Below are 14,937 nucleotides of genomic sequence, written 5' to 3'. Positions count from 1 at the left end.
CCCCATCCGCCGGCCGCCGGGGCCCCCCCCCCCCCCCGGGGGGGCCCCCCCCCCCCCCCCCCCCCCCGCGGCCGTAGGCGGCCAGGGCGTGGAAGGCGGCCTTCGGGGTCCACGAGCCGTCCGGCAGGACCCGGACGATGCCGCGGGCGGCCAGGTCGAAGTCGAGGGCCGGGTCGCCGGTGGTCGGCAGGTGACGGTTGGCGAAGGTGTAGACGAACGCCGCCTCCACGCCGCCGGCCTCGTAGTCGTGCAGCAGGTCCATCACGTACCGGGCCTGCTCCTGCTCGTCGCGTTCCAGGCCGGCGGTGAGTTTCGCGGCCCGGCCGTGCTCGTCGAACGTCACCGGCTCGGTCGCCCCCGCGACGGCGGCCGCGCCCCGGAAGGTGCAGCAGCCGAATTCGGTGGCCGCGTAGGGTTTGCCCTGGCCCACCGCGGCCGCCAGGCTCTGCGGAAAGGTGGCGGCGTTGGTGGCGTCCCGGTAGCCGGCGTCGCTGGCGATGATGTCGAACAGCGACCAGTCGACGTCCTCGAGGGGGATCGAGGCGTATCCGATCGGGCCGCCGAACCGCTCGCGCACCGCGGGGACCACCTCGGCCAGGAAGTCGCGGACCGCGGCGCGGGCGGCCGGGACCGCCTCCCGCATCCGCATCGGGTCGGTGAACACGGCCATGCGCTCGGTCAGGTCGCGACCGGGCAGGAAGCCGTCGGTGAACAGGGCGATCTCGGAGCCGGTCAGGTAGACGACCCGGGCGCCGGTGCGCCGCAGCCGTTCGGCCCGCTCGGCGCCGTCGAGCAGGAACGCGGTCAACTGATCGCGGTCGAGGCCGTTGGTGAACGGGCAGTACCAGACCTCGAGCCCGGCTTCGGCGGCCAGGCGGGCGGTCAGTTCGAGCCGGTCCTGGACGCCGCCGCTGACGCGGACGGCGTCGCAGTGCAGTTCGTCGCGGATGACGTGCAGGTCACGCCGTACCGTCTCGGGGTCGAAAGGCTCGTGGGTGGTCGACCCGGCGCTGACGAAGCCGGTGTCGTAGTTCATGCCGAAGACGCGCATCAGCGGTTCCCCTCACTTTTAAGGTACGGCGCGTACCGTATACGGTACGTCCAGTACCCTGCAAGACGTGAGCACGAGGCGCCGAGGCGAGGAACTGGAGCGGGCGATCCTGCACGCGGCCGCCGAGGAACTCCGCGAATCCGGATACCCGGGAATGACCATGGACCGGGTCGCCGCCCGGGCCGGAACCAACAAGAACGCCATCTACCGCAGATGGCCCCACCGGGCCGCGCTCGGCATCGCGGCCTACCGGCACCTCACCGACGCCGTCATGCCCGACCCCGACACCGGCAGCCTCCGCGGCGACGCCCTGGCGATGCTGCGACAGGCCAACGAGACGTGGTCCTCACCGTACGGCGCCATCCTGCGCGGGCTGCTCGCCGCCGCGGCCGACGACCCGGAACTGCTCACCCTCATGCGCGAACGGTCCGGCGCGGACACCATGGACCGGGCCTGGCTCACCATGCTGCGACGCGCCGCCGCACGGGGCGAGGCGCCGGCCGCGGCCGTGCACCTGCGAGTCGCGACCACACCGATGATGCTGCTGCGCGCCGAGTACGTGACGCGCGGCCTCCCCTCGGTGCCCGACCAGGTGCTGACCGAAATCGTGGACGAGGTGTTCCTGCCGCTCGTCCACGGCCGCGGCTCAGGCCGACGTCAGGCCCTGAACCAGATAGAGAACCGCGAGGGCGGTGGCGAGCACGCCCAGCAGTAGGCGCAGGGCCCGCTCCGGCAGGTGCGGCTGGAGCCGGGCGCCCAGGTAGCCGCCGACCAGGCCGCCCGCGCCGCAGAGCAGACCGAGACCCCAGTGCGGGGCGATGTCGCCGGTGGTGACCAGGGCGAGAACGCCGTAGGTGGACGCGCCGACGATCGAGGTGACGAAGGTGCAGGCCAGCGCGGCCGGCGCGATCCGGGACATCGGGATGCCGCGGCCGGCCAGGATCGGGCCGAGAATCGAGCCGCCGCCGATGCCGTAGACACCGCCGACCGTACCGGTGACGATGCTCAACCCGAGGACGGTGCGCCGCGACAACGGCGGCCGATCACGTACGCCGGGACGCACCGCCCGCGCACAGAGCCACAGACCGAGCGGAAGCAGCACCGCGGCCGCGACCAGCCGGAAGACCCGGGGCCCCGGGATGGCGAAGACCCGGATCAGCGCGCCCACGATCACGCCGGGGACCGTGCCCGCGATCAGCAGCCGGGCCAGCGGGCCGGTGAGCTGCCCGTTGCGGCGGTAACGGGCCAGCGCGCCCGGCCCGGAGACGACGTTGTACAGCAGGTTCGTGGGAGTGACCGCCGGACTGGGCACGTTCAGCACACTGAGCTGCACCGACAGCAGGAACACCGCGCCGGACACCCCGACCGGCGCGGTGACGATCGAGATCAGGAGTCCGGCGAGGAAACCGCTGAGTCCGGTCTGCCAGCTCAGCATGATCGACATATTAGTGTCCGGCCCCTTGTTACCTTTCCCGGGCGCTGCTCGTCATGCGGGTATGCTGATCAACCTCATGTACGTGACGCTGAACGTCACCGACCAGGACCGCGCGCTGGAGTTCTACACCGAGGGCCTCGGCCTGGAGAAGCGCATCGACCACCCGGGGCCCCAGGGCCGTTTCCTCACCGTCGGCGTCCCCGGCAGCCCGGTCCAGCTGCTCCTCTGGCCGCACCCGGCGGCCGCCGGAGTCCCGGGCACGCCCAGCCCGGTGTTCCTCGAATCCGACGACCTGCGCAAGGACGTCGAGGTCATGCGGGGGCGCGGCGTCGCCTTCGAGGGTGAACCGGCGGATTATCCGTTCGGCGTCCGCGTCGAGGCCATCGACCCGGACGGCAACCGGATCGCGCTCCGGGAGCGGCGCACCCGATGACCGATGAGCCGTCCGGCCTGTCGGCCGAGATGTTCGAAGCCCAACGTGACCGGCTGCGCGCCGTCGCGTACCGGATGCTGGGCTCGCACGCCGACGCCGAGGACGTGGTCCAGGAGGCGTGGATCCGCCTCGTCCGGCAGGACGCGACGGCCATCGACAACCTGGCCGGGTGGCTGACCACGGTGGTCGGCCGCCTCAGCCTGGACCTGCTGCGATCCCGGCGAGCACACCCCGAGAGCGAGTACGGCCTCGAGGTGACGCCCGCCGGGGAGCCGGAGCCGGACGAGCAGGCGATGCTGGCCGACGCGGTCGGTGTCGCCCTGCTCGTGGTGCTCGACTCGCTCACCCCGAGCGAACGGCTGGCGTTCGTCCTGCACGACACGTTCGGGGTGCCGTTCCAGGAGATCGGGCAGATCCTCGGCAAGTCGGCCGACGCGACCAAGATGCTCGCCAGCCGCGCCCGCCGGAAGGTCCGTGCCACGGACCGGCCGGTGGGCCCCGGCCGCGAGCATCAGCGGGTGGTCGCGGCGTTCCGGGCCGCCGCCCTCGCCGGCGATTTCGAGGCGCTGCTGCGGGTTCTGGACCCGAACGTGAAGCTGACCGTGGACACGCCCGACGGCGTGATCGTCACCATCGGCGCCACCGAGGTCGCGGCCGGCGCCCGCCGGTTCGGCGGCGACGTGGCCAGCCATCGTCCGGTGCTGCTCGGCGGCCGCCCCGGGCACGTCTCCCTGCGTGCCGACGGGACGCCGCTCTCGGCCGTCGCCTTCGCGGTCGCCGAAGGCCGGATCGCCGCCATCCACATCCTCACCGACCCGGCGAGGCTCGCCGCTCTGCACTGGGCCGCGCCCGGGCCGGCCGGTCCTGGTACGGTGCCGGCATGACATTGTTTGCCGCCAATCGCACCCGCCTCGTCTGACCGGTCGCTGGTCAGACGAGTCACGGCTCGCTGCGTCGCGGCCGGTTGATGCCCATTTTTTGCTGGTATCGACTCCCCGAGAGGCAGACACATGTTCATCCGTTCTCTGTCCGAAAGTGATGTGGCCACCGTCGTGGGGCTGGCCGTCGACGTGTTCGGGCCGTTCCACGAGGAGTCCTTCCGGCCCGCGGTCGGCGAGGAGATCTTCGCCAACCAGGACGCCGGCTGGCGGCAGGAGTACGCCGAGCAGATCCCGCGCCTGCACGCGCCGGACGCGCACAGGCACGTCGCGGTCGCTGAGATCGACGGCCGGATCGGCGGGTTCGTCGCCTGGACGGTCGTGCCCGCCGCCCGCAACGGCGAGATCACCCACGTCGCGGTGTCGGCGGCCAGCCGCCGGGCGGGCGTCGGCACGGCGCTGTGCGAGTACGCGTTCGAGCGGCTCCAGCAGGCCGGCGCCGAGGTCGTGACGATCGGCACCGGTGGCGACGACTTCCACGCGCCGGCCCGTGATCTCTACGCGAGCCTGGGATGCACGCCGTTCCCGCTGGTCACCTATTACCGCCGCCTGTAACCGGCGGATTCGTTTCCGGCAGGGAAGGGCACTGAGCCGATCATGCTGATGGCGAGGATGAACGGTGACAGCCCGAGCGATCCGGCGGTCGTCGACCTGGTTCTGTCCAGATAGGCGCGATTCAGCACGGAGACGGGCCCGCACCGCGGTAACGGTGCGGGCCCGTCGTCATCGGTGCTGCAAGGTCAGAGCGGGAGAGGGACCGCCCGTCGGCCGGGAACGGCATCGAACGCTCGGCCCCGGCACCCGGTGCGGGATAGAGTGGAGAGTGGAGCTGACACATCGAGAGATCTTCGAACGGTATGTGTACGCCGGTGCGGTCACCCGGAATCCGGATGCGATCGCCGAGATGTTCACCGAGGACGGCGTGTTCGAGGCGCCGTTGGTCCCCGTCGGCCATCCGTTGCACCGGCCCCTGGTGGGCCGCGACGCGATCCGGGACGGAATCGCCGAGTATCACCGGCTTCCGGCGCAGCCGGGCAGGATGAACGCTGAACGGTCCGCCTACGTTCTGCACGAGACCGGCGATCCCGACGTCTTCATTGCCGAGATCGACGTCGTCTTCGACGACCCGGCCGGGAGCCGGACGATGTCCCTGGTCCAGATCTTCCGCCTCCGCGACGGCCGGATCGCCCGTCTCCGCGACTACTTCGCGGAGCCGCCATCGGTGGTGACGTGACTATGGCCGGAATTTCCTCCATCGGCCTTCCGAGATCACCTCGACGGTGCCGTCGACGACCTTGATGGCGGTCTGTTCGTCGATGACGTAGGACGGGACGTCGAGGTCGGCGGCCCATCGCTCGGCGTGGTCCATGGTGTTCGTCGGGAAGAGGTCCAGGTGCGGGAAGATCGAGAAGTCGACGACGCCCAGGGTGCGGTCGTCGGGGGCGGACGGCCACTCGACGAAGTACGTCCCGATGCGGGGCGTCATCACCATGCTTCCGGCGCTCACCCCCACCCAGACCGTGTCGGGCAGCGACGGCAGCAGATCGGCCAGCCCGGATTCGCGCATCCAGTGGGACAGGTAGGTCGCGTCGCCGCCGTCGACCAGGAGCACGTCGGCTTCCCGGACCCAAGGGATCCAGCGTTGTTCGCCGATGGTGGGCAGCGCGGTGAGTTCGAGGACCCCGACTGATGCCCAGCCCAGGCCGGTCAGGTGCTCGAATCCGGTGGTGGCGGCGACGAGGCCCCGCACCGACTTCGGGCCGCACGCCGGATGCCCCCACTGGGCGGTCGGGATGCAGAGGGCGTGGCACTCGGCGATCGGCTTGCCGAGAAGCTCGACGAGTGCCGCGCTGATGCTCGGATTGGTGACCCCGCCCGAGGTGAGCAGAAGCTTCACCGTGCCCTCCAGTCCGAGAGGATCAGGAATCGTGCCGCGTCGATCGTAGTGCGGACATCGGATCCGGAAGGCCCCTCCGGCGGCTAACCGGCGTGGCTGAGGGTGGGGGAGTCGGTGCGGGTGCGTTTGACCGCGTACATGGCGGCGTCGGCCTGGGCCAGCAGTTCGTCGGAGTCGCCCGTGCCGTACGGGGACCAGGCGACGCCCAGGCTGGCCTGCGGCACCAGGTGGTGGCCGCCGATCCGGACCCGGGCGGCGCTGAGCGCGGCGAGCAGGTCGGCGCCGATCCGGTCGGCGTGTTCGCGGTCGGCCACGTCGCGGCAGACGGCCACAAACTCGTCGCCGCCGATGCGGCCCACGATGGCGCCGGGCGGTACGGCGCTGCGCAGACTGGCCGCCACGTGACTCAGCAGCAGGTCGCCGGCGGCGTGGCCGTACCGGTCGTTGATGGGTTTGAAGGAATTGAGGTCGAGGAAGACCACCGCGGTGCCGGCGTGCTCGTCCGCGGTCTGGAGGGCCTCGTCCAGGGCGGCCACGGTGGCGGCCCGGTTGTGGCAGCCGGTCAGCGCGTCGAAGGTGGCCTGGCGCCACAGCCGTTCGCGTAGCAGCGCCTCTTCGGTGACGTCGGCGAGGCAGACGATCGCCCCGGTGACGGCGCCGGAGTCGTCGGTCAGCGCCCGCAGGTTGGCCCGGATCCGGCGGTTGCCGGCGCCCGGTTCGCGGTGGCCGTACTCGAGGTCGGTGTCCGCACCGGCCAGGACGCCGGTGAGGGCGTCGGCGACGCGGGACCGGTCGGCCGGCTCGGCCAGTTTCAGGAGGGCGTCCGCGAGGATGTCGCCGGCCTGGGTTCTCACCTGGTGGGCGGCGCGTTCGTTGAGGAAGGTGATCCGGCCGTCGTGGGCGGTCTGGAGGATGGCCAGGGGGATGGTCTCGGTGAGCCGGCGCATCAGCTGCTCGGCGGCGCGGACCGCCTCCTGGGCCGCCATCTCGTCGGAGATGTCGAGCATCTCGGCGACCACGCGGGGATCGTCGGGGTCGGCGAGGAAGTTGTGGTTGGTCACCTCGAACCAGACGGTGCGGCCGTCGCGGTGAAGGTGCCGCAGCCGGACCCGGCGGGCCGAGCCGTGCGGGGTGCTCAGCATGTCCATCCAGCTGGCGATGGCCCGCTGCTGGTCGTCGGGGTGGACGAGTTCGAGGGTGCGCTGTCCGACGAGTTCGGCGGGCGCCCAGCCGAGCAGTTCGGTGATCTCGGGGCCGACCTCGGTGACCACCGAGACCGGGCTCTTGTGCATCGTGACCAGGCGGGGGCGGACGAGCTCGGGTTGCAGGGTGAGCTCCGCGGCGAGACCCGATCCGCTGATGATGCCGACGTAGGCGCCGAACCGGTGGGTCATGTCGATGAAGTGCATCCGCGCCAGACGGTCGGGTGCCGCGATCAGGTGGACCAGGCAGTTGGCCACGCCGTCGGTGACCGCCGCGGACCAGGCGTCGATGACCAGCCGGTGGTCGTCGGCGACGGCCAGGCCGAGCATGGACGACGCGCTCTCGATCGGGCGCAGCCCGGTGCCGGCGACCTCTCGAGGTATCGGCACGAACAGCCCGTTCACTCCGATGGCCGAGATGAAGGCGTCCGGGTGCTGTGCCACCACGGCTGCGAACACGGCATCCAGGTCGTCGGGCTTCATCTGGTTGTCGGGCACACGTGTCTACATCGGCGGCCGGGCCTGCTTCTTGAGGGATTGCTGGTAGAGGTCCGCGTAGGTGGGGGAGTCCTTGATCAGCTCGTCGCAGAAGGCGGCGACGTCCCGGCCGGTGACCTTCAGGACCGGTTGGCCGGCCGCGGCGCCCTCCTCGAAGAAGTCGACGATGCCGGGGAGCAGTGGGCCGTCGGCGAGGTCGACCGGCCCGACCTTGAACAGGTAGCGCTGCATCTCCTGGTAGACGATCCGGTAGTCGGGCGGGAGGGCCTTGACCCGGGCCGTGTGCGCCCGCCATTGCCGCTTGCCCTCGATGAGGTCGTGAATGCCCATATCAGCCTCCCAGTCTGGCCAGTTTGCGTGCGACGTTGCGGTTCAGTTGTTCGCGCCACCGGTCGCGTTGGGTGCGGGCGCCCTCGCCGCCGGCGAGCGCCGCGCAGAAGCCCGGGATGTCGTCGCCGAGCACCTCGTGGGCGCTCTGTCCGTCGGCGGCGGCCTCCTCGAGCAGGCCGAGGGCGGCGTCGACGATCGGCAGCAGGTTGCGGCCGGAGAAGTTCGTGTAGGGCTGGAGACCGTTCGTGATCTCCTGCCACGCCGCCCGGTGGTCGGCCGGCAGCGCCTGTGCCCGGGTGTCGAACGCCTGCCATTCCCGGGTGAGGTCGCTGCCGGTGACGGTTTCCCAGAAGCTCATCCGCGGGCCTCCTTGAGCCTGTCGATGCGTGCGGAGACGTACTCCCACTTGGTCCAGAATGTGGCCAGTTCCCGGCGGCCGGCCTCGTTCAGCGTGTAGAACTTGCGCGGCGGGCCCACCTCGGATCGCCGTTTCGTGACCTGGACCAGGCCGTTGCGCTCCAGGCGCAGCAGGATGGTGTAGACGGTGCCGTCGATGACGTCGGTGAAGCCCAGGTCGTTGAGCCGGCGGGTGATGGCGTACCCGTAGGTCTCCTCGCCGGCGATGATCTCGAGGACGCAGCCTTCGAGGGTCCCTTTCAGCATCTCGGTCAGGTCCTCCATCGCGGCTCCTCCACGGGTCTCGGTACCTCGTATTACCGGGTACCACTATACGGTACCACCGAATACCGCGTCGAGGCGGCGGGCGTGGGGGGTGAGTGGATTGCCGAACCGGAAGCCACCGTGGTTACATCCGGGGTGATGCCTGAGGTAACGAGCGGAACCGGCACACGCGACGTCGTCCCGTTCCGGGAAGCGGTACGCGCCTGGTTCGCGATCTCCCTGCAGACCTTCGGCGGCCCGGCCGGCCAGATCGCCGTGATGCAACGGCATCTGGTCGACGAGCGCCGCTGGATCGGCCAGCACCGGTTCCTGCACGCGCTGAACTACTGCATGCTGCTGCCCGGCCCGGAGGCCCAGCAGCTGGCCATCTACGTCGGCTGGCTGCTCAACGGCCTGCGCGGCGGTCTCGTGGCGGGCACCCTGTTCGTGCTGCCCGGCATGATCGCCCTGCTGGCGCTGTCGGCGATCTACGTCGGTTACGGCGACACCCGGGTGGTCACCGCCATCTTCGCCGGGCTGGCCCCGGCCGTGGTCGCGATCGTCGCGCAGGCGGTGTGGCGGGTCGGCAGCCGGGCGCTGAACAATCCGGCGCTGATCGGGTTCGCGGTCGCGGCGTTCGGGGCGCTCGCGGTGTTCGGCGTACCGTTTCCGATCGTCATCGCCGTCGCGGCCCTGGCCGCCTGGCTGGTGCACCGCTACCGCCCGGCCCTGGTCACCGGCGGTGGTCACGGTGGTGGCGGCACCTCCGACGGCCCGGAGCCGCTGATCTCCGACGACGCCCTGCACCACGATCAGCCGTCCGCCCGCCGGGGCCTGACCATCCTGGCCGTCGGCCTGCTGGTGTGGCTGCTTCCGGTCGCGCTGGTCGCCGCCGTCACCGGCGTGGGCAGTGTCTTCACCCAGCAGGGCCTGTTCTTCTCCGGCACGGCCGTAGTCACCTTCGGCGGCGCGTACGCGGTCCTCGCCTTCGTCGCCCAGCGGGCCGTCGAGCACTACGCCTGGCTGTCCGCCGGCGACATGGTCCGCGGCCTGGCCCTGGCCGAGACCACCCCCGGCCCACTGATCATGGTGGTCCAGTTCGTCGCGTTCCTGGGCGCCTACCACCACCCCGGCGGCCTCGACCCGTGGGCGGCCGGCGTGATCGCGTCGCTGCTCACCACCTGGGTCACGTTCGTGCCATGCTTCCTGTTCATCCTGCTCGGCGCCCCCTATGTGGAACGGCTGCGCGGCAACACCGCCCTGTCCGCGGCACTCACCGGCATCACCGCCGCGGTGGTCGGCGTCATCGCCAACCTCGGCCTCTACTTCGCCGTCCACACCCTCTTCGCCGAGACCGGCACGATCACCGCCGGCCCGCTGAACATGCAGATCCCCCACCTGGAGACCATCCGCTGGACACCGCTGGCCATCACGGTCATCGCCAGCGTGCTGATCTTCACGGTGAAATGGTCGGTCCTGCGGGTCCTCGGCGTCTGCGCCCTGCTCGGACTGGCCGCCGGGCTGGCCGGCCTGCCCGGAACCTAGCGATCGTCCGGTTCAGCCGGTGAGCCCGGCCCGGTAGGCGTAGACGGCAGCCTGCACCCGGTTGGCCAGCCCGAGTTTGCCGAGCAGCGCGCTGACGTGGATCTTCACGGTGCCCTCGGCCACGTGCAGCCGCTGCCCGATCTCCGCGTTCGACAGGCCGGCGCCGAGCAGCGCGAGCACGTCGCGTTCCCGCGGGGTGAGGCCCTGCACGGCGGTCCGGGCGGCCAGCCGGTCCTGGATCTCCCGGCCGTGCAGAAGGCCGACGATCCGGTGGGCGACCGGGGGCGCCAGCACCGTTCCACCGTTCATCACGGCCTTCACCCCGGCGATCAGCTCGTACGGATCCCCGGACTTGAGCAGGAACCCGTGCACGCCGGTCCGCAGGGCACGGGCGATGTACCGGTCCTCGTCGAACGTCGTGATGATCATGATGCGGACGGCCGGGTGCCGGGCGCGGATCGACTCGGCCGTGGTCAAACCGTCCATACCGGGCATCCGGATGTCGAGCAGCGCCACGTCCGGCCGCCACCGCCCGACCGCCTCCAGCGCCGACCGGCCGTCCTGAGCCTCCGCCACGATCTCCAGGCCGGGATCGGTGGCGAGCACGGTGCGCAGCCCGGCCCGGACCAGCGGTTGATCGTCGGCGATCAAGACCCGGATCATGCGGTACGCCCGGTGCGGTCATGCAACCGCACGACACGGTCACCGTCGAAGCAGACGACATAGTTCCCGTACGCCAGCGGATAGTTCCCATCGGTGTAGTAGTGGCAGCCGGGGCCGTACCCCCGCTCGAAACGGACCGGCGCCTCGCGCGCCGGCAGAAGGGCGACCGCCGCGGCGCGTGGCATGCCGACCCGCAACGCCGCGAACGTCCCCGGTTCCATCGACGCGTCCCGGACCGCCCAGGTGTAGAAGCCGGTCGCGACCACCACCAGCACCGCGCCGGGAATCAGGACGGTGCCGGCCAGCATCCGCCGGATCCGCAGCCGGCCGCTGTCGTAGTCGCGGCTCCCGTGGTCCTCGTCGACACCCGGCGGAATCTCGGCGACCAGCCGGAACCGGCCGTCCACCCGGTCGGCGGCCAGCGAGCCACCCGCACGCCGCACCCGGGCCGCCAGCGCGGACAGCCCGGTTCCCGCTCGTTGCGGCGGCCCCTGCGGTGCCACCGGGTTGACGATCTCCACCCGGCGGCCGCTGAACGCGACGGTCACCGGGGCGCCCGGCGCGTGCCGCGCGGCGTTGGACAGCGCCTCCGACACCAGTCTGGCCAGAAACCGGTCGGCCGGCGGGTCACCGGTCACCGCCACGGTCATCCCGGCGGCGCAGGCCCGGTCGAGCACGGCCACCACATCCGCCTCCGCCTCCACGTCGAGAAGGTCGACGATCCGGCGTACGGTGTCGATCGCCGCCGCCGACCCCGCCCGCAACGCCGCGGCCTGCTCCCGGGTCGGCTCGTCCGGCGCCGTCACCTGCAGGCCCGCCGCCCGCAACGACAGCAGGGTGAGGTCGTGTCCCAGCGTGTCGTGCAGGTCGGCGGCGATCCGGGCGCGCTCCCGCAACCGCGCGGCACGGGCCTGCGCCCAGCCCTGCTCGACGAACTCCCGCCGCAGCCTGCGGTAGGCGCCGGTCAGCGCCGCGAACACGGCGAGCACCACGACCGCCTGGTCGACCAGCCACGACACGGTGTCCTGACCGTGCGCGACGGCGATCGCGGCGGCCACCTCGACGCCGCACAGCAGCACGACCACCGGCCCGGCCCACCCGCGCCGCCCGCCCAGGTGGCAGACGACGACCACGACCGTCGCGGCGAGCGCGTACCACTGCCCCCACCCGTGCATGCCCGCTACCTTAGGCGTCGCGGCGGATCAGCAGCAGCCGCGCGGCGAACCAGGCGGCCACCGCCCAGACCGCCAGGACCAGCAGATGACGTACGCCGTCGCCGGCGGCGAACCGCACCGCGGCCTGGGCGGGCAGGAAGACCCCGACCCGCTGGCTGATCATCTGGAGCCCGAGCAGCAGGACCACCATCGTGGTCAGCGTGCCCACCCCGCTGCGCAGCAGGAACCCGACCGCCGTGGTGAATCCGCAGGCGACCGCCACGACCACGGCGAGCCGCAGCGCGTCGGCGACCGGCTCGCCGGGCACCGCGTGCGAGCCCAGCGCCAGCGCGGCGGCCTGCCAACCGGCGGCCGCGCAGGCCAGCCCGGCCCCGAACCCGACCACCACGGCGACCGCGGTCTTGGCCAGCAGCACGTCACCCCGGCGTGGCCGGGCCAGAAGGGTGGACCGGATCGTGCCGGTGGCGTACTCGGCGGTGACCATCAGCATCGCCGCGGCCACCACGGCGAGCTGCCCGACCTGTACGGCCTGGACCAGCGGCTCCAGCACGGGCAGGGTGGCGGACTCCGGCAGCCGGCCCATCCTGATGTCGTGCGCGAAGTCGTTGGCCAGGGTCGACGCCAGGATCGCGGTGAGCAGCACCGAGGCGGCGACACAGAACCACGGCGACCGCAGCGACCAGAGCTTGCCCCACTCGGCGGTGAACGCGTTCCTCATCGGGTCACCGCCACGTACTCGGTCTCGTCCTCGACCAGGCGCACGTACGCCTCCTCCAGGCCGGGGGCGTCGGTACGCAGCTCACGCAACACCGCACCGGCGTGCTGCGCGCGGCGGCCCACCGTCGCCGCGTCCAGGCCGCGTACCCGCAGCCGGTCCGCGCCGGTGCGCTCCGCGTGCGCGCCCAGCGCCTCCGTGAGCAGCGTGAACGAGTGCTCGTCGGCGGCCGCCACGTCGACGACCGCCTCCTGGCCCGCGGTGAACGCGGCCGGCGTCGCGTCGGCGAGCAGCCGGCCCCGGCCGATCACCACGACCCGGTCCGCGATCAGCTCCACCTCGCCGATCAGATGGCTGGACAGCAGCACGGTACGGCCCTCGCCGGCCCACCGGCGCAGCAGCGCCCGCACCCAGCGCACCCCGTCGGCGTCCAGGCCGTTGACCGGCTCGTCGAGCAGCACCGTGCCCGGGTCGCCCAGCATCGCCCCGGCGATGCCGAGCCGCTGCGCCATGCCCAGCGAGTACGTCCCGGCCGGCTTTCCGGCGACCGCGCCGATGCCCACCTCGTCGATCACCTCCCGCACCCGGGCCGGGGAGAAGCCGTTGTACCGGGCGAGCGCCAGCAGCCCGGCCCGGCCACTGCGCCGCGGGTGGAAGGCGCGGGCGTCCAGGTGCGCCCCGACCAGCCGCAGCGGGTTCCGCAGTTCGGTGTAGCGCCGCCCGCCGACCAGCGCCGTGCCGGAGGTGGGCCGGTCCAGCCCCAGGACCAGCCGCATGATCGTGGACTTGCCCGCCCCGTTGGGCCCCAGCAGCGCTGTGACCCGGCCCGACGGGACCGTCACGGTGACATGGTCGACGGCCGTGCGGTCGCCGTACCGTTTGGTCAGATCTTGAAGTTCGATCATGGCATCCAGCCTCGCCGGGCGGGCGCCGCCACACATCTCCCGACGGTCTGCGACCACCTATGTCGTTCGGCCTAGGTGGGGGTGCGCGGATATCGATCAGACAGTACCCTGACGCGGCTTACAGCTTTTTCACAGCTACAGAGGTGCACATGTCTCAGCCGCAGCCGCCGGCTCACCCATATCCGGACCCCGTCCAGACACATCCGTACGCCGCGCCGGGCTTCGGGCAGCAGCCCGTCGTCGCCTGCCGGATGTGCGGATCGGTGCCGGCGAAGAAGACCACCTTCCGCGGGCACCAAGGAATGATCATCGTGATGCGGTTCCTCAGCGTCGAGGGGCCGTTCTGCCGGGACTGCGGCCTGGCCACCTACCGCCAGATGACGTCGAAGACCCTGGTGCAGGGCTGGTACGGCTACGGGTCCCTGGTGATCACGCCGATCACCGTCCTGATCAACCTGATCCGCCGCCGGCACGTCGCCGGGCTGGACGCGCCGCAGCCGAATCCGTACGGCCCCAGCCGGGAGCCGATGGATCCGGGCCCCCGGCTGCTGGAGCGCCCGATGACGTGGTTCGGCCTGACGATCGTCGCCGCCCTCATCGGGCTCGTGGTCTACGGGCTGTCCCAGGGCTGATCCGGCCCTTCATGCCGGAGCCGGGGCGCCGTCCAGCAGGTCGTAGACGGCGTCCGGCGCCGGTTCCGCGTGCGCCGGCGCCTCACGAAAGATTGTTCGGTCGAACTCGCGGTACAGCGCCCGGTAGACCTCGCCGTCCGGCAGCGTGACCGTCAGATGGAACACGTCGTCCAGACGGAGTTCGCGGTCCTCGCCGAAAGTGAGGCGGAGGGGGACCGTCGCCCGCTCACCCAGACCATCCACGACGGATCGCGGCACCAGGGCGCCCGCCGGCTCGACGGTACGCAGGTCGACCGTCCCGCTGAACAGCCTCGTCTCCTCCTCGCGCAGGTCCGAGGCGGCGGTCACGATGTCGCGGAGACCGGCGACGTCGCCCCCGTCCTCGTCGACGAGTTGCGGCAGAAGCTCCTGAGGAGGCAGCCGGTCCTGGTCGATCCGCATGAAGCCGGTGGGGATGCCGAGTTCCCGGTGCAGCGACCGCGGGTCCAGTTCCACTCTGATCCAGAGCGGCTGCCCGATCCGGAGCGCGACCAGTGTCGCGACCCCGGCCCGTCCCGGAATCGTGCGCTCCTCGTGGATCTCGATCGACCTGGTGTTCGTCGACGAGAACGATCCGACCAGCGCCGGCCGCGCCGTGCCGTGGTCGATGTAGAACTGGTAGGGGCCGTTCTCACGTTCGGTGAGCGCCGCGAGTACCCTCTGCCGCGCCACCTCCACCGCGGTCACCGGCTCCGCCGGCGCGCCGTTCGGCGGGCTCGGCTCAGCCGGCACGGAACAGCCCGCCACGAGCAGCACCGACATCCCGGCTCGAGCCAACGATCGCATCACGACCCCCCACCCATCGATATCGGCAGGATC

The 14,937-nt window shown here is 71.7% G+C and carries 19 protein-coding genes; 7 read left to right on the top strand and 12 right to left on the bottom strand.

The annotated features are described in order from the left end of the window. Nucleotides 1-1,051, bottom strand: a 1,051-nt coding sequence (locus tag J5X75_RS35010; RefSeq protein WP_238490488.1) for a glycoside hydrolase family 113 protein, incomplete at its 3' end; no start/stop codon positions are given. Nucleotides 1,052-1,118: 67 nt separating this feature from the next. On the opposite strand from J5X75_RS35010, the gene J5X75_RS35005 reads away from it, so the two are divergent. Further along, on the top strand, nt 1,119-1,766 hold the full coding sequence (locus J5X75_RS35005) for a TetR/AcrR family transcriptional regulator (protein WP_208471921.1): 648 nt from the start codon (nt 1,119-1,121) through the stop codon (nt 1,764-1,766). Here J5X75_RS35005 and J5X75_RS35000 read toward each other — a convergent pair. Beyond that, complete coding sequence (locus tag J5X75_RS35000; protein WP_238490487.1) at nt 1,698-2,486, bottom strand: sulfite exporter TauE/SafE family protein; 789 nt, start codon at nt 2,484-2,486, stop codon at nt 1,698-1,700. The two genes, J5X75_RS35005 and J5X75_RS35000, sit on opposite strands and share 69 nt — an antisense overlap. A gap of 61 nt (nt 2,487-2,547) precedes the next feature. Between J5X75_RS35000 and J5X75_RS34995 the strand changes: the two genes are divergently transcribed. From J5X75_RS34995 to J5X75_RS34980, 4 genes are all read left to right on the top strand, one after another. Then, on the top strand, nt 2,548-2,919 hold the full coding sequence (locus J5X75_RS34995; RefSeq protein WP_208471920.1) for a VOC family protein: 372 nt from the start codon (nt 2,548-2,550) through the stop codon (nt 2,917-2,919). Then, complete coding sequence (locus J5X75_RS34990) at nt 2,916-3,803, top strand: sigma-70 family RNA polymerase sigma factor (RefSeq protein ID WP_208471919.1); 888 nt, start codon at nt 2,916-2,918, stop codon at nt 3,801-3,803. Before J5X75_RS34995 ends, J5X75_RS34990 begins: the two co-directional genes overlap by 4 nt. A gap of 126 nt (nt 3,804-3,929) precedes the next feature. Beyond that, on the top strand, nt 3,930-4,412 hold the full coding sequence (locus J5X75_RS34985) for a GNAT family N-acetyltransferase (protein WP_208471918.1): 483 nt from the start codon (nt 3,930-3,932) through the stop codon (nt 4,410-4,412). Between the two features lie 268 nt (nt 4,413-4,680). Then, nucleotides 4,681-5,091: a nuclear transport factor 2 family protein gene (locus J5X75_RS34980; protein WP_208471917.1), complete on the top strand. Its 411-nt coding sequence runs from the start codon at nt 4,681-4,683 to the stop codon at nt 5,089-5,091. On the opposite strand, the gene J5X75_RS34975 is transcribed toward J5X75_RS34980, so the two are convergent. The 5 genes from J5X75_RS34975 to J5X75_RS34955 form a co-directional block, all read right to left on the bottom strand. Then, nucleotides 5,092-5,754: a Type 1 glutamine amidotransferase-like domain-containing protein gene (locus J5X75_RS34975; RefSeq protein WP_208471916.1), complete on the bottom strand. Its 663-nt coding sequence runs from the start codon at nt 5,752-5,754 to the stop codon at nt 5,092-5,094. An 83-nt stretch (nt 5,755-5,837) separates the two neighbouring features. Continuing rightward, nucleotides 5,838-7,454, bottom strand: coding sequence for a sensor domain-containing diguanylate cyclase (locus tag J5X75_RS34970; protein ID WP_208471915.1), 1,617 nt, complete (start codon nt 7,452-7,454; stop codon nt 5,838-5,840). A gap of 6 nt (nt 7,455-7,460) precedes the next feature. After that, complete coding sequence (locus J5X75_RS34965; RefSeq protein ID WP_208471914.1) at nt 7,461-7,784, bottom strand: DUF1048 domain-containing protein; 324 nt, start codon at nt 7,782-7,784, stop codon at nt 7,461-7,463. A 1-nt stretch (nt 7,785) separates the two neighbouring features. Beyond that, a complete protein-coding gene (locus tag J5X75_RS34960) occupies nt 7,786-8,142 on the bottom strand; it encodes a DUF1048 domain-containing protein (protein ID WP_208471913.1) in 357 nt (118 codons plus the stop codon). Then, a complete protein-coding gene (locus tag J5X75_RS34955) occupies nt 8,139-8,465 on the bottom strand; it encodes a PadR family transcriptional regulator (RefSeq protein WP_208471912.1) in 327 nt (108 codons plus the stop codon). Before J5X75_RS34955 ends, J5X75_RS34960 begins: the two co-directional genes overlap by 4 nt. Nucleotides 8,466-8,603: 138 nt before the next feature. On the opposite strand from J5X75_RS34955, the gene chrA reads away from it, so the two are divergent. After that, entirely contained in the window at nt 8,604-9,989 is a 1,386-nt protein-coding gene (gene chrA, locus J5X75_RS34950) for a chromate efflux transporter (RefSeq protein WP_208471911.1), read from the top strand. A gap of 12 nt (nt 9,990-10,001) precedes the next feature. Here chrA and J5X75_RS34945 read toward each other — a convergent pair whose 3' ends face one another. From J5X75_RS34945 to J5X75_RS34930, 4 genes are read right to left on the bottom strand one after another with little or no spacing between them, the layout of a single operon-like run. Next, nucleotides 10,002-10,652, bottom strand: a complete 651-nt coding sequence (locus J5X75_RS34945) for a response regulator (RefSeq protein ID WP_208471910.1) — start codon at nt 10,650-10,652, stop codon at nt 10,002-10,004. Then, nucleotides 10,649-11,827 carry a sensor histidine kinase gene (locus J5X75_RS34940; protein WP_208471909.1) on the bottom strand — a complete coding sequence of 393 codons (1,179 nt, stop codon included), beginning with the start codon at nt 11,825-11,827 and terminating at the stop codon, nt 10,649-10,651. The genes J5X75_RS34945 and J5X75_RS34940 overlap by 4 nt, the downstream gene beginning before the upstream one ends. Nucleotides 11,828-11,837: 10 nt before the next feature. Next, the gene (locus J5X75_RS34935) at nt 11,838-12,545 is read right to left on the bottom strand and encodes a hypothetical protein (RefSeq protein WP_208471908.1); all 708 of its coding nucleotides are present in this window, start codon (nt 12,543-12,545) and stop codon (nt 11,838-11,840) included. Next, nucleotides 12,542-13,447: an ATP-binding cassette domain-containing protein gene (locus J5X75_RS34930; protein ID WP_208471907.1), complete on the bottom strand. Its 906-nt coding sequence runs from the start codon at nt 13,445-13,447 to the stop codon at nt 12,542-12,544. The genes J5X75_RS34935 and J5X75_RS34930 overlap by 4 nt, the downstream gene beginning before the upstream one ends. 149 nt (nt 13,448-13,596) lie before the next feature. On the opposite strand from J5X75_RS34930, the gene J5X75_RS34925 reads away from it, so the two are divergent. After that, entirely contained in the window at nt 13,597-14,079 is a 483-nt protein-coding gene (locus J5X75_RS34925) for a hypothetical protein (RefSeq protein WP_208471906.1), read from the top strand. Nucleotides 14,080-14,088: 9 nt separating this feature from the next. On the opposite strand, the gene J5X75_RS34920 is transcribed toward J5X75_RS34925, so the two are convergent. Beyond that, the gene (locus tag J5X75_RS34920) at nt 14,089-14,904 is read right to left on the bottom strand and encodes a hypothetical protein (RefSeq protein ID WP_208471905.1); all 816 of its coding nucleotides are present in this window, start codon (nt 14,902-14,904) and stop codon (nt 14,089-14,091) included. Nucleotides 14,905-14,937 lie beyond the last annotated feature (33 nt).

Origin of the sequence: Actinoplanes flavus, from assembly GCF_017592555.1 — a bacterium.
Classification (GTDB): domain Bacteria; phylum Actinomycetota; class Actinomycetes; order Mycobacteriales; family Micromonosporaceae; genus Actinoplanes; species Actinoplanes flavus.
The sequence above is the reverse complement of the archived record's forward strand: the minus strand, read 5'-3'. Positions and strand labels throughout refer to the sequence as shown.

What these genes read in the sequence shown, in the direction of transcription:
- J5X75_RS35000 (WP_238490487.1), bottom strand. Translation starts at nt 2,486, where the DNA reads ATGCTGAGCTGGCAGACCGGACTCAGCGGTTTCCTCGCCGGACTCCTG.
- J5X75_RS34925 (WP_208471906.1), top strand. Translation starts at nt 13,597, where the DNA reads ATGTCTCAGCCGCAGCCGCCGGCTCACCCATATCCGGACCCCGTCCAG.
- chrA (WP_208471911.1), top strand. Translation starts at nt 8,604, where the DNA reads ATGCCTGAGGTAACGAGCGGAACCGGCACACGCGACGTCGTCCCGTTC.
- J5X75_RS34955 (WP_208471912.1), bottom strand. Translation starts at nt 8,465, where the DNA reads ATGGAGGACCTGACCGAGATGCTGAAAGGGACCCTCGAAGGCTGCGTC.
- J5X75_RS34965 (WP_208471914.1), bottom strand. Translation starts at nt 7,784, where the DNA reads ATGGGCATTCACGACCTCATCGAGGGCAAGCGGCAATGGCGGGCGCAC.
- J5X75_RS34990 (WP_208471919.1), top strand. Translation starts at nt 2,916, where the DNA reads ATGACCGATGAGCCGTCCGGCCTGTCGGCCGAGATGTTCGAAGCCCAA.
- J5X75_RS34920 (WP_208471905.1), bottom strand. Translation starts at nt 14,904, where the DNA reads ATGCGATCGTTGGCTCGAGCCGGGATGTCGGTGCTGCTCGTGGCGGGC.
- J5X75_RS34940 (WP_208471909.1), bottom strand. Translation starts at nt 11,827, where the DNA reads ATGCACGGGTGGGGGCAGTGGTACGCGCTCGCCGCGACGGTCGTGGTC.
- J5X75_RS34985 (WP_208471918.1), top strand. Translation starts at nt 3,930, where the DNA reads ATGTTCATCCGTTCTCTGTCCGAAAGTGATGTGGCCACCGTCGTGGGG.
- J5X75_RS34995 (WP_208471920.1), top strand. Translation starts at nt 2,548, where the DNA reads ATGCTGATCAACCTCATGTACGTGACGCTGAACGTCACCGACCAGGAC.
- J5X75_RS34945 (WP_208471910.1), bottom strand. Translation starts at nt 10,652, where the DNA reads ATGATCCGGGTCTTGATCGCCGACGATCAACCGCTGGTCCGGGCCGGG.
- J5X75_RS34935 (WP_208471908.1), bottom strand. Translation starts at nt 12,545, where the DNA reads ATGAGGAACGCGTTCACCGCCGAGTGGGGCAAGCTCTGGTCGCTGCGG.
- J5X75_RS34930 (WP_208471907.1), bottom strand. Translation starts at nt 13,447, where the DNA reads ATGATCGAACTTCAAGATCTGACCAAACGGTACGGCGACCGCACGGCC.
- J5X75_RS34960 (WP_208471913.1), bottom strand. Translation starts at nt 8,142, where the DNA reads ATGAGCTTCTGGGAAACCGTCACCGGCAGCGACCTCACCCGGGAATGG.